8 protein-coding genes and 1 pseudogene are annotated in these 12620 nt (G+C 55.3%); 4 read left to right on the top strand and 5 right to left on the bottom strand.

From position 1 onward, the window contains the following. The first annotated feature begins 45 nt into the window (after window positions 1-45). Entirely contained in the window at window positions 46-1431 is a 1386-nt protein-coding gene (locus SV7mr_RS02040; RefSeq protein ID WP_145268753.1) for a DUF1800 domain-containing protein, read from the top strand. Window positions 1432-1527: 96 nt separating this feature from the next. Continuing rightward, window positions 1528-2781 (top strand): DUF1501 domain-containing protein, encoded by a 1254-nt coding sequence (locus SV7mr_RS02045; RefSeq protein WP_145268755.1) that lies wholly within the window; start codon window positions 1528-1530, stop codon window positions 2779-2781. Between the two features lie 95 nt (window positions 2782-2876). Here the strand turns inward: SV7mr_RS02045 and glgC are convergent. Continuing rightward, window positions 2877-4193 (bottom strand): annotated as a pseudogene (gene glgC, locus SV7mr_RS02050) (glucose-1-phosphate adenylyltransferase); the annotation flags it as partial. A 555-nt stretch (window positions 4194-4748) separates the two neighbouring features. On the opposite strand from glgC, the gene SV7mr_RS02055 reads away from it, so the two are divergent. After that, window positions 4749-6245 (top strand): Do family serine endopeptidase, encoded by a 1497-nt coding sequence (locus tag SV7mr_RS02055; protein WP_145268759.1) that lies wholly within the window; start codon window positions 4749-4751, stop codon window positions 6243-6245. Between the two features lie 130 nt (window positions 6246-6375). Here the strand turns inward: SV7mr_RS02055 and SV7mr_RS02060 are convergent, their stop codons facing one another. From SV7mr_RS02060 to SV7mr_RS02075, 4 genes are all read right to left on the bottom strand, one after another. Continuing rightward, window positions 6376-7446: a potassium channel family protein gene (locus tag SV7mr_RS02060; protein ID WP_145268761.1), complete on the bottom strand. Its 1071-nt coding sequence runs from the start codon at window positions 7444-7446 to the stop codon at window positions 6376-6378. 240 nt (window positions 7447-7686) lie between these two features. Beyond that, window positions 7687-8697, bottom strand: a complete 1011-nt coding sequence (locus SV7mr_RS02065; RefSeq protein ID WP_145268763.1) for a Gfo/Idh/MocA family protein — start codon at window positions 8695-8697, stop codon at window positions 7687-7689. A 70-nt stretch (window positions 8698-8767) separates the two neighbouring features. After that, a complete protein-coding gene (locus SV7mr_RS02070) occupies window positions 8768-10093 on the bottom strand; it encodes a Gfo/Idh/MocA family protein (RefSeq protein ID WP_145268765.1) in 1326 nt (441 codons plus the stop codon). 252 nt (window positions 10094-10345) lie between these two features. Next, the gene (locus SV7mr_RS02075) at window positions 10346-11287 is read right to left on the bottom strand and encodes a DMT family transporter (RefSeq protein WP_145268767.1); all 942 of its coding nucleotides are present in this window, start codon (window positions 11285-11287) and stop codon (window positions 10346-10348) included. A 140-nt stretch (window positions 11288-11427) separates the two neighbouring features. Between SV7mr_RS02075 and cmk the strand changes: the two genes are divergently transcribed. Then, on the top strand, window positions 11428-12075 hold the full coding sequence (cmk, locus tag SV7mr_RS02080) for a (d)CMP kinase (protein WP_145268769.1): 648 nt from the start codon (window positions 11428-11430) through the stop codon (window positions 12073-12075). Window positions 12076-12620: the final 545 nt, after the last annotated feature.

A 12620-nucleotide genomic window follows, 5' to 3' on the forward strand; every position in this document is an offset into this window, starting at 1 on the left:
CGGTTTCAGGATGAACTTCGTTTCCACCCTCCAAGTGACGTTGCAATGAACGCCTCTTCTGAGCAGTTGTTCCTAAACAGTCTTGATCCGCAATGGGCTTGGCAGTCGTTTCAGCCCAGCGACAGTGATCCGTGGAACTTTGACGCCGCGGCGCATTTGGTGCGGCGAGCAAGTTTTGGTGCCGACGATGCCCGCATCAAGACACTTGCCTCGGGAACTCCCGCTCAGGCGGTTGATTTGCTGTTGGCGAAAGCCGACAACGGAGAAGTCTTTGAGCAGGTTTCCGATCAAATGGCTGACACGCTGTTGGCCAGTGATAACCCAATGACGCTCTCGGCAGCTTGGGTTTATCGGCTGCTGTTTACGCCCGAGCCGGCCTTGGAAAACTTGGTCCTGTTCTGGCATGGGCACTTTGCCACCGGCGCAGACAAGGTTGAAAAAGCCAGTCTGATGTGGCAACAGAATCGCATGCTGCGACAGCATGCCTTTGGCGACATCGCCGCGATGACACAGAGCATTGCCAAAGACCCGGCAATGTTGATTTACCTTGATTCAGTCTCTAATCGCAAGTCGCACCCCAACGAGAACTTTGCCCGTGAGTTGATGGAATTGTTCTGCCTAGGCGAGGGGAATTACAGCGAGCACGATGTCTTGGAACTGGCGCGATGCTTTACCGGCTGGGAAGTTCGCAACAATAAGTTTCGCAAGAACCGCTACCAGCACGATTCGGGAAGCAAGACGGTGCTTTCTAAGACCGGCAACTTTGATGGCGAAGAGGCCGTTGACATTGTGCTGGCACAGGAAGCCATGCCATTGTTTATCTGCGAGAAGCTGTTTCGGTATTTGATCGCCGATGGAGTCACCACACCAAAGTCATTGTTGGAACAACCCGCCGAGCTGCTTCGCCAGTCAGATTTGCAACTTTTGCCGACGTTAAAGCTGATGCTCGGCAGCAATCTGTTTCAGTCCTCATGGGCACGTCATCGCAAAATTAAGTCGCCGGCGCACTTGGTGATCGGCTTGATGCGTGGTCTGAAAGCGACGAGTAATAGCCATCGAATTGCCGAGGGCATTCGAGAGATCGGCCAGGGATTGTTTTATCCGCCTAACGTAAAAGGCTGGGCGGGCGGGCGCGATTGGATCAATTCATCGACGCTGCTGGGAAGAGCCAATCTGATTCGTGATCTGGTGCGTGATCCGGATACCAAATTCGACCAAGGTGGCTTGAGTGATTATCTCAAACGGATCAAAGCTGATCGCCCCGATGCGGCAATTGATTTGTACCAGCGTTTAATGATGGTCACTGCATTACCTGATAAGACGCGGCAAACGCTGATCGAATCCTTTCCCAAGTTTGGCAAGGACAAAGAGGCTAGGCATCGTGGACTGCTTCATGCGGTTGCGTCACAACCGACGTTCCAGCTCGGTTAATCGCCATTCACTTAATGCAGATCATTCATTCGTGTGACTTGGAATGATCTTGATTCAACAGATTCTGACTGTCTTCACTGTACTGAGAAACGTTCGATGCAAAACTCTGCACTTAATCGACGATTGTGGCTCAAGCAAGCTGCCGCTGGCACGGCGGCGGTAGGCGTTGGCACCTCTTCTGTGGTGCCAGCCTGCTTTCAACAAATTGCTGCTGCCAGCGAATCAGACTCGGGGCAAATCCTGGTGGTGGTTCAGTTATCCGGTGGCAACGATGCCCTGAACACGCTGGTGCCGTACAACGATGACGCGTACACGGCTGCTCGCCCCAAGTTGTCAATCGGGGCCAGTGATGTGTTGAAGTTGGATGATGAGCATGGCTTGCATCCTTCACTAAGCGGCTTCAACGAACTGTTGCAAGCGGGCAATGCGTCGATCATCCAAGGCGTAGGCTATCCAAATCCCAATCGATCTCATTTTGAATCGATGGATATCTGGCACACTTGCTTTCGTAAAGATCAGCGGACCGAAGAAGGCTGGATCGGCCGTTACTTGCAATCGCAATCATCGCCTCGGAGTGGAGATGCTCCGGCGATGCATCTTGGGCACAACGCCCAGCCGCTGGCGTTGGCCTCCCGAGATTTGACGATTCCGACCGTTAAAAGCTTGAAAGGATTTCAGTTGCGTGGTGATGAATCGGCCGTCGTCAGCGAGTTGCTGGGCAACCAACCGATGCAAGATCAGGCAACGCCAACCGCGCCAGCGGATTCATCCCTATTAGGCTTTCTGAATTCCAGCACTTCTAACGCGATTGCCGCCAGCGAACGCATTACCAGTGCCATCAAGGATTACGAGACTCCCGTTGATTACCCAGAATCTGGATTGGGTGCCAAGCTGAAAATGGTCGCCCAGTTGATCACGTCGCAGCTCAGCACTCGAGTTTACTACGTTGAACTCGACGGGTTTGATACTCATGCCAAGCAAGCTGATTCGCACGCTGCGCTCCTGCGGCAATACAGCGAGGCGGTGACGGCGTTTATGAAAGATCTCAAACATCACCAGTTGTCACAGCAGGTTTGTGTTTTGACCTTCAGTGAGTTTGGACGCCGCGTTGCAGAGAATGCAAGTGAGGGTACCGACCATGGAGCGGCTGGGGTGATGATGCTCTGTGGCGAGTCTCTCAAGCCAGGATTGCTGGGCCAGAAAGCGGATCTCACTGATCTGCAGCAAGGCGATTTGAAGCACCAAATTGATTTTCGCACCGTCTACGCGGGGATCATTCAAGACTGGCTGGGCGGCGATGCCGAAACGGCCTTGGGGGCCAGTTACGAGCCGATGAAGTTGTTTGCCTAGCCGTTACATCCAACCCCGTCAACGTGTCAGGATGGACCTCGCAGCGGCACAATTGGCCGCGATGCGGTTTGTCATTTGCAGTTGATGTCAATCGGTTAGTCGATGGGCAGTTCTTTCGCGCTCTGTTCGGTGCTGCGAACGATGCGAGTTGATTTTGGCGCAGGGACCGCTGAGGGTTGCGGTGTGATTTCATGGTCGCGACTGATCACGACCAGCCCGCTATCGGTCACTTGAAAACCTCTGGCCGCATCCAATTCCGGGTCAAAGCCGATGGAGGTTTCAGGCGGGATTTGTACGCCTTTGTCGATGATCACACCGCGAAGCTGACTGCGGCGACCGACACAGACATCGTCAAATAAGATGCTGTCTTGAACGCTACTGTAACTGTTCACTCGGACACCGGGGCCGATGATGCTACGCGCCACTTCACCACCGCTAATGATCGCGCCTTGGCAGACCATTGAATCCATCGCGACACCACGACGCGTCGAGCCACCTTCACTGCCAAAGACAAATTTGGGCGGTGGCAGGTTGGGCTGGTAAGCACGCATCGGCCAGTGGTCGTCGTACAGGTTCAATTGGGGATCGATGCTGATTAAGTCCATGCTGGCTTCGTAGTAGGCATCGATCGTGCCCACGTCTCGCCAGTAGGCGTCCATCTTGCGATTCTCATCCAGGAATGGATACGCACAGACGACGGAATCTTGGATCGCTCGCGGGATGATGTCTTTGCCAAAGTCATGGTTGCTGCCCGGTTGTGTCGCATCAGCACACAAACGCTCGTACAAGAATCTTGCATTGAAGACATAAATGCCCATTGAAGCTAAGCACAGCGAGGGATTCTCGGGCAGTGGTGTCGGATGTTGAGGCTTTTCCTCAAATCCAATCACACGTTGATCCGCATCAACTTGCATGACGCCAAACTGTCGCGCCTGCTCGATTCCCACTCGCAGGGCACCGATCGTGATGTCGGCCCCTTGCTGACGATGGTATTCAACCATCGGTCCGTAGTTCATTTTATAAATATGGTCACCTGCCAGGATCATCACTTCTTCAGGAGACTCACGTTCGATCGCATAGATGTTTTGGTAAACCGCATCGGCGGTGCCGCTGTACCAATCACCAGCGAGTCGTTGCTGGGGAGGGACGACGTCGACGAATTCCCCCAGTTCACGGCAGAAGTATTGTCGCCAGGCCAAGTTGATGTGACGATCAAGCGACTGTGCTTTGTACTGAGTCAGTAACAACAGTCGTCGCATTTGACTGTTCAGACAATTGCTAAGGACAAAGTCGATGATGCGATACAGGCCACCAAAAGGGACAGCAGGCTTTGCGCGGTCACGGGTCAGTGGTTCTAATCTTGAACCTCGACCGCCGGCCAGAATCACTGTCAGTATGTCTCGCATCTGTGACGCCTTTGCAACGCTGTGGGAACGGGTTGGTTAAGCCTCTGGTAAACCAATGCTTCCAGCATCGGCAATCCGACCGCCTGAACTGAATGAAACTCTACCTGCGGGTGATCGCTTCTGGATCATGCAGGCCTGTCATTCGTCATTATTTGGGGTAAGCCGCCTTGGTTTATCAGAGCGGACTGAGCCAAGGCGCCACCTCTGGCCGCCAGGGCTGGAGAATACTTCATTTCCAGCGGGAAAATCATGCGGGAAAATCCGATGTCGGTTTCCCCTAACGTACGGTATTCGGGCATAGATTGTCTATACAAGAAACTCAGTCGCCGCTAGCGAAAAGGGAATCGATTGGCCCGCGGTTTGCAATTCATGGCCTGGCCACTGAGTGTTAGCCTGCAATTTTGACAGCATGATTAGCGAAATCCCGGGCTCCAGTGGTCCTCGGCGGCTGAGATTCGAACTTTTCGGCAGCTGAAACTGTACTGCACGTGCCAGGCTTCTTGCCCCTCACGTCATTGAACGTTAATCGATTTACAAATTCGAAAGATGGAGTTCAAACGAATGATCAACCAATGGAAACACATGAGCGCTGTGCTCGCCGCCATGCTGATCGGTAGTCTTGTCACCGGTGTCGTCATGAGCACTCCAGAGGTCCTGCGACATGATCCGGTCGCGGAGACCTTGAACCGTCCCAATGCTTCTGCCAACCTGGACAATCGCTCACGGGCGCCGCTGCCAGCGCAGGATTTGCAGGCCGCTGTTGGGCTTTCCCAGGCCTTTCGCAACGTGGCCGAATACGCGCGACCGAGCGTGGTCAGCATCAATACCACTGTGAAACGCTCGGTTCGTCCGCGCGTTTTGCCACGGGGGATTGCACCTGGGGTTGAAGACTTGTTCGATCGCCCGCAAGAGCGCCAAGCAAGTGGCGTGGGCAGCGGTGTGATCATTAGCACCGACGGCTACATCCTGACGAACAATCATGTTGTTGAAGACGCCGATGGACTAGAAGTCGAACTGAGCGACGGGAGTACTGTCGAAGGAAAAATCATTGGCACCGATCCGCAAACCGACGTCGCCGTCATCAAGATCGACCGACAAGGGCTGGAGCCGATTCCGTTTGGCAATCCCGACAATGTTCAAGTCGGTGACTGGTGCGTTGCGATTGGCAGCCCATTTGGATTGGACCAAACCGTGACCGCAGGAATCATCAGCGGCAAAAATCGGGTTCGAGGCATCGTTGGTAACGGTGACGGCTTCGAAGACTTCCTGCAAACCGATGCCGCGATCAATCCTGGTAACTCCGGTGGTCCACTGGTGAACCTGCGTGGCGAGTTGATCGGAATCAACACTGCGATCATGTCGCGCACCGGATCGAGTGCCGGGATCGGGTTTGCAATTCCGGTGTCGCTCGCTCGACCGGTGTTTGAATCGATTGTTGAATCCGGTTCGGTCCGTCGCGGCTTTCTGGGAGCGGAACTGGGGCCTGTGAATGAGGACACGGTCGCGGAGCTGGATTTGAAGGTGTCGCGTGGTGTCGTGATTCGATCAGTCTTGGACAATAAACCAGCCGACCGCGCTGGCATTCGTCCCGGCGATGTTGTCACTGAAGTGGACGGTCGCGAAGTCAAGCGATTGGACTTGCTGCGCAATTATATTGCCAGTCGTCTTCCCGGATCCAAAGTGGTCATGAAGATTGATCGACGTGGCCGGCCGATGCAGGTGACTGTGAATCTGCAAGAGCGAACCGGTGATGCGTTGGCAGAGTTCGGAACGGGCTCGTTTGGTGGCGCTCAGTTGACACCCGCCACACCGCAAACCGCCAAACGGTTCGGATACAGCAATCTGAATTCCGGATTGATCATCACTGAACTGAAGGATGACAGTGAATTTGACCAGAGTGGGTTGGAAGTGGGTGACGTGATTGAATCGGCTGCTGGCGAACCCCTGAAGTCTGCCGAGCAGCTCAAGGCCATTTTGGCAGAGTGTGAGCGCCAGAATGTTGCCTGCCGTTTAGTGCTGCGTCGCGGCAACCAACGCATGCTGTTGGTCATCAAGTAATGTGTTCCGCTCTGTTTGACGGCAGAGGCGTGTGCTGACGCGTCTCTGCCGGGAATGGTGGCCGACGGTGCGCTTGCTGTGATGGATCGAGTGCTTGTACGGCGCGGCGAGGCACTGTGTGCAGCGGAGGTTACTTCTCGTACCGTGTTCCGCGATACACCATGGCTTCTTGCTGCCTTGTTGCGCGACGACTGACTTCGGGCATGTCTTCGTGATGCGAAAGCACCACCAAGACGTCGCCGGTGGCAATGGTGTCAGTGTGCTTGGGATTTCGCAGGACTTGGCCGTTAGGGCGTTTGATTGCCACGACCACGGTTCCACCATCGCCGGTTAGCTCGATCTCTCGGATCGTGGCACCATTGAGCTCGCAGTTCGGTTCCACCACCAGCTCTTGCATCTCCAGCCCGAATAGTCCCAGGTCCTGATTCAATCTGCCAAACGCTTGTGAGTCATCGATCAGACTTTCCAGGGTCGGGCTGGCAATCATGTTGGCAATTTTCGTGGCGCCGATCATTGTTGGAAGCACGACTCGGTTCGCTCCACTACGCAGCAATTTTCGCTCCGTCGCTTCGGATTCACCGCGAGCGATGATTTCGACGTCCTCATTCAGTTCACGAGCAGTCAGGGTGACAAAGACATTGTCTGGATCGGCAGGCAAGACGGTGGCGAGGACTTTTGCGCGTTGGACTCCGGCTTTCATGAGAACCGATTCCTGGGAAGCATCCCCGACGATGACAAACATGCCTGCCCGTTCAGCTTCCGCTAAGCGTTCGGCATCCTGATCAATGACAACCAGTTGGACACCGGCGTCGTGGAGTTCCAGGACTAAGCGCTGGCCCACTCGGCCATAACCACAGATGATTGCATGGTCGTTGGTTTGATCAATTCCACGGCTCATTCGTCTTGCTCCTAGTGCGCGGTGCAATTCACCTTCGGCGATCATTTGCAGGAAGCCGCCCAAGGTATAAATCCCACTGCTGCAGCCCGTGATGACCAAGCACACTGTAAAGGACTTTAGCCAGGGATCGTCCAGTGGTTGGACTTCGCCGTATCCGACTCCAAACACCGTGATTGCAACCATGTAAACCGAGTCTAGTAACGTCCAGCCGGCGATCATGTAAACGATCACAGCGGTCACACAGGTGGCCAGTAAAACGGATGCACCAAGGCGCATTTTCTGCAGGTGGGTCGAGCCTGCCATGAGTTGGTACCAAAGGGGAACAGAGGGCTACGCTGGCGATTATCATAGCTGATCGTCGATCGTCTTGATCAGAGGATCGGTTTAACGTCAGGGATCGCCCCGTTCAAGATCGACAGCGTTGTTCATGGTTCCCTGTGGGGCCGCGTCGACACAGTCACAAAAGAACAGCCGGCCATTGCTGGCCGGCTGGGGGGAGTTTGTGCGGTTGCCACAGCCGCTGTCGCGGCGGGTTTGTGCGGCTTAAAGGCGTGTGCTTAGCAGTTGCTCAGCCTGCGTTTGAGCCCGCTGCAAGACCTCAGCGATGGAAACTTTGGCCCCGCCTTGCTTCTTGCTCTCCGCAGCGGCTTCCATGAACGCGTACAGTTCGATGGTTTCCTGTGGCGCAATGGGAGGTTGACGGGAATCGAAGAAGGCTGTGATTTGTTTGACCAGCGGTTGATAGCCGTCGTACTTGCCAACCGGTGCGATGGCCTTTGATCCAAACGCAGTGCCACCGTAGCTTTTTTTGCCATTCCGCATGCCGTGAAAGGTTCCGATTCGACCACGGTCCCAGGTGCCGACAACGAACTCACGATCCTTCGTTGAGGTGTGGCTGACGCTCTGGCATCCCGTTCCCATGCAGGTGTAAAGCAGTTCCACGCCGTGGATCCCATACCAGAACAGGTCGGTGTGCGAGGGTTCTAGCGAAGCGGGGCTATAGGTGTTACAGCCCAGGACGTCGCCGATGCTGCCCCCGCGGATGGCTTGGGGGCCGGCGCTGTAACGCAGCGAGGAACTGGAGAACATCGGCACGCCGAAGTGTTCCGCTGCTTCAAAGATCGCGACGGCCTCGGCAAGGTTGCTGGCAACGGGCTTATCAATGAAGACAGGCTTGCCAGCTTTGAAGACCTCAATCGCTTGGTCCAAGTGCATCGTGCCATCATTTGTCTCCAGCAGGACACAGTCGACTCGTTTAAGCAATTCAGGAATGCTGTCCACGACCTCGACTCCCATCGCTTTGACTTCGGCGGTGTATTTGGGAATGCGGCTGGAGCTCGTTTCGATGGTGCGACTTCCGTAGGGATAAGCCGCAATGACCTGGCAGCCTTTCATGTCGGGGTCAGCAGGCGTCGCATTCATGCTGCGAGTGAACGCGGGCACGTGCGAGGTATCGAGACCAATGATGCCGACTCGGATTGTTTTTTCCTGAGCGGCTGAGAACTGAGGTAGGTTGATGAGGATCGCCAAGGCGACAAGGGTGGTTCGAATCATGTTCGTATTGGGGTGGGCGTGTTTGGGGGGCGTTTGGGACGTGGTGAAGGCTAGTGATGATGGTGGCGAGTTAGACCTTGGGCTCCCAGCCCTTGGCGTACTCGCGTCCCCATAATCGGTCCGCCGCTGCGTTCTTGATTGGCCGCCCGTCCGCTGGATTGGTTTCCAGGCGTTCACCGACGCGATAGGCCATATTGCCCAGGTGACACAGCAAGGTGCTGCGATGGGCGATCTCGATTTCTGCGTTGGGTTTTTCGCTGCCGCGAACACTGTTGATGAAGTTCATGAAGTGATCTTGATCGCCACCGGCCCCGGTTCCCGTCGCCACCTCTTTGTTGCGCAGGTCATATTGTGTGTAGCCGCTATTGCGAATCACAATGGACCCGTCGGTGCCGTGAAAGCTGACCCCGAATCCCGTGTCATGTGGTCCCAGAGCTGACCAGCTGAGCCCTTCCCAGGTGATGGTTTTTCTGCCCGGGAAGTCATAGACAACCATCATGGTATCGGGTGTTTCTTGATCGTCATCATGGCGATGCTTGCCTCCACCGACGGAGACAGCGGTGGGGAATTCAACTTGCATGCCCCAACGAGCAACGTCCAGTCCATGCACGCCGTTGTTGCCAAGTTCGCCGTTGCCCCAGTGCCAATGCCAGTGCCACTTGTAGTGAACCACGTTGTCTTTGTAGTCTCGCCGCGCGGCGGGGCCTTGCCAGAGATCCCAGTCGAGCCAGTCCGGTGGCGATGTGACGTTGCCATGACCGATCGGCCCACGGCGATTGTTGTACCAGGAGCGGCTGTACAGGCAGTCGCCGATCGCTCCGGAGTGTACTTTTTCGACGGCTTCAACGATTCCAGGCCAGGTGCGTCTCTGTGTCCCCATTTGGACGATGCGTTTATTCTTGCGTGCTGCTGCGACCGCCAATTCACCTTCCTCGGGCGAATAGCTGCAAGGCTTTTCCACGTACACGTGCTTCCCGGCGCTGCATCCCAAAATCGTCGCTGGGGCGTGCCAGTGGTTGGGCGCCGCACAGACTAACGCGTCAACGGATTTGTCATCTAAGATGCGGCGAAAATCTTTGGTCGACTTGGCGTTGAAGGATTGCTTGTCATTGACTTGCTTGGTCACGCGTTCAACGGCCCGTGAGTCAACGTCACAGAGATAGGCAATGTCGACTTGTCCGGTTTGCAGCATCCCTTTTGCAATCGCCCCGCCGCGGCCGTTGACGCCCATGATTCCGATGGTCAAACGCTCATTTGGATTCGCCGATCGAGGGGCTTCTTGAGCACTGGCCAGCGAGCCGCCAACCAGTGCGGTTCCAAGCATCGCGTTGGTTTTCAGGAATAAGCGACGATCCTGTTGACGGCGCTGTTGCAAGAGTTCACGATCTGTGTTCATCAGTGGTCACCGAATGGTCAAAGGGAGGGCGAAGAGGCGAGACCCGCGATTCTAACCGAAGCGCCGCCAGGGATGTTGCCACAATCAGTTCAGAGAAAACGCAATTCCCTGCGAGTTGCCTCAGTGAAACCATGGCGCAGAGGCCTACTGGACAGTGCCTGGTAGGACAGTGCTTGTTAGGCGCACGCGATGGGAGTCGGGTTCACGGGACGGAGCCCAGCGGCCACCGAGCAGTCGCTGGCTGATGAACCGTCAGCTTTCTGGGGCTAGCTGACGCTCTTGCTTTTCATTGAGCCACGGTTGTGCGATGACGACCGCCAGCATGACCAGTGTGCCGACGTAAAAGCTGCCACCGAGTTCGTGGTTCTCTTGCAGGATCAGGGCCCCTAAGCTAATGCCGTAAACGGGTTCCAAGTTATTGGCAAAGTTGATCGTGAAGACACTCAGCCGGTCAAGCAACTCAATGTAGATCTGGTAAGCCAAGATCGTGCCCGCCAGGACCAGCAGGGCAAAGTAGAAAATCTCCAACGCGCTCAGTTGCCACACGTTTTCTGGCCAGGCGAGCGACGCGTCGCTGAATTGATTGATCTGTTGGTAAAGCGACGGCCCGATCAGTTGCGCGAACGTACAGAACAGCGCAGCGCCTGCCATCTCGTACATTAATATGGTCTGCGGGTGAGCATGGGGAGCGAGCTGCCCATTGAAGATGGAAAATACGGTGGCGATGATTGCCGCCAACAACGCAATGCCCAGTCCCAGGTGATACGAGGTTTCATTGCGATAGATCCAGTACACCGCCGCGATGATGATGCAGCCGAGTAACACGTTGATCCAACGCATTCTCACCGATCGAACCATCAGCGGTTCCATAATTGCGGTCCAGAACGAAACGGTCGCCATTCCGATCATGCAAATCGAGACGTTGGCGATCTTCACGGTCGTAAAAAACAGGACCCAGTGAAACCCCAGCAGCATGCCATTGCCAATCAATGCCAAGGCCGTTTTCCAGTGAACGTTGATTCGTTTGGGAAGCACAGCAACTAAGATCAAAGTGGCCAGCAAACTGCGCACCCAGACCATCTGTGTGGCGGGCATGGGGATTTGATCCCCCAGAATGCCAGTGAATCCCCACAACAAAATCACGAAGTGCAGTTTCAGGTAATCGAAAATTTGGCCAGATTGATGTGGTTTCATATGCGGGGCACAATGAGGCAATGCCTGGACTGCTGGAGTGGCGGCTGCGTTAAAATCTGGGGGGCAAAATCAGGGTTGCGGCAACCAAACGCATGGTCCAGGGTTGCGTTTGCAGTGTGGCCCATTCATCGGAGTTTTCAGTGATCGTTACCATCGACGGACCTGCCGGAGCGGGTAAAAGTAGTATCGCAAAGCAAATCGCTCAAGCGCTAGGATTCGAATTCCTGGACACCGGAGCACTGTATCGTGCGGCTACCTTGGCTTCCTTGCAAGCCGGGGTGGATTTGGAAGATCCTCAAACGCTGGCCGATTTTGTTTCTCAGCTGGAGATTCGCTGGCAGGATCCTCAGGTTCGCGTCAACGGAAGCGATGTTTCAACGCAGATTCGCACCCCTGAAGTCACCGCTTCGATTAAGTATTTGGCCGACGAGCCTCGCGTCCGTGCCCAGCTGTCGTTGATCCAGCAGTCCATCGCTCATGGTCGAAACATGGTGACCGAGGGACGCGATCAGGGTGCCGAGGTGTTCCCAGAGGCGGAGTGCAAGATTTTCTTGACCGCCACTGCCGAGGAACGAGCCCGGCGCCGTGTCTTGCAGCTGGCAGAGCAGGGGATCGAAGAGGACTTTCAGGCGGTGTTGGCAGCACAAATGAAACGCGATCATGAGGATGAATCGCGGCCTGTCGGACGCTTGCGAATCGCCGATGGCGCGGTGGTTGTCAATTCCGATGGCCTGACTGCTCAGGAAGTCAAACAGCAAATCGTCGACTTGGTGCAGCAGCGCCAATAGAGGCAGCGGCTCGCGCGTTTGATGTCTCTGCACAAAACGCTTCAGGCGCGTCGGCTATGACGTTGCGGTTGGATGACCAACGGGTGGTAAACCGCTCGTCCCGCCTCGACTTAGGGCTTGCTGATTTTGTCAGCACTGCTGGCTCGGTTGGTAGCGCCACCTCTGGCTAACGCTAAAGCTGCAGATGACACTTGCTCTCTCCACGGAACGCCCGATTGCAAGTGTGGAACACCTATGGCGCAGGGCAGTCCATGATGACGTTTCTTCATCCAACAGAATCAGGGAAACACACCACGGCTGCCAGCGAGATTCCATCGAGCGGATTTTCATCACACCGAAGTTTCCGAACGCCGAAGGTGTTCTACCCCATAGCCCAGGGTCGCGCAGCGCACCCTGGGGACAGGTCCTATGCACATCGTCTCCGAACGCCGTAGGTGTTCTACAACTGGTTCGGGATAGTCCCTTGGAATGCAAGCAAATGCAAGGTGTTTCGCCCAAAGCCTTGCACCCGAAACAACAAACAAGCCGTCAAGCCAAGTAAAAAG

It is taken from the genome of Stieleria bergensis (assembly GCA_007745635.1).
GTDB classification, from domain to species: Bacteria; Planctomycetota; Planctomycetia; order Pirellulales; family Pirellulaceae; genus Stieleria; species Stieleria bergensis.

Coding starts and splice junctions, on each gene's coding strand:
- SV7mr_RS02040 (WP_145268753.1), top strand. CDS start 46: ATGAACGCCTCTTCTGAGCAGTTGTTCCTAAACAGTCTTGATCCGCAA.
- SV7mr_RS02045 (WP_145268755.1), top strand. CDS start 1,528: ATGCAAAACTCTGCACTTAATCGACGATTGTGGCTCAAGCAAGCTGCC.
- SV7mr_RS02055 (WP_145268759.1), top strand. CDS start 4,749: ATGATCAACCAATGGAAACACATGAGCGCTGTGCTCGCCGCCATGCTG.
- SV7mr_RS02060 (WP_145268761.1), bottom strand. CDS start 7,446: ATGGCAGGCTCGACCCACCTGCAGAAAATGCGCCTTGGTGCATCCGTT.
- SV7mr_RS02065 (WP_145268763.1), bottom strand. CDS start 8,697: ATGATTCGAACCACCCTTGTCGCCTTGGCGATCCTCATCAACCTACCT.
- SV7mr_RS02070 (WP_145268765.1), bottom strand. CDS start 10,093: ATGAACACAGATCGTGAACTCTTGCAACAGCGCCGTCAACAGGATCGT.
- SV7mr_RS02075 (WP_145268767.1), bottom strand. CDS start 11,287: ATGAAACCACATCAATCTGGCCAAATTTTCGATTACCTGAAACTGCAC.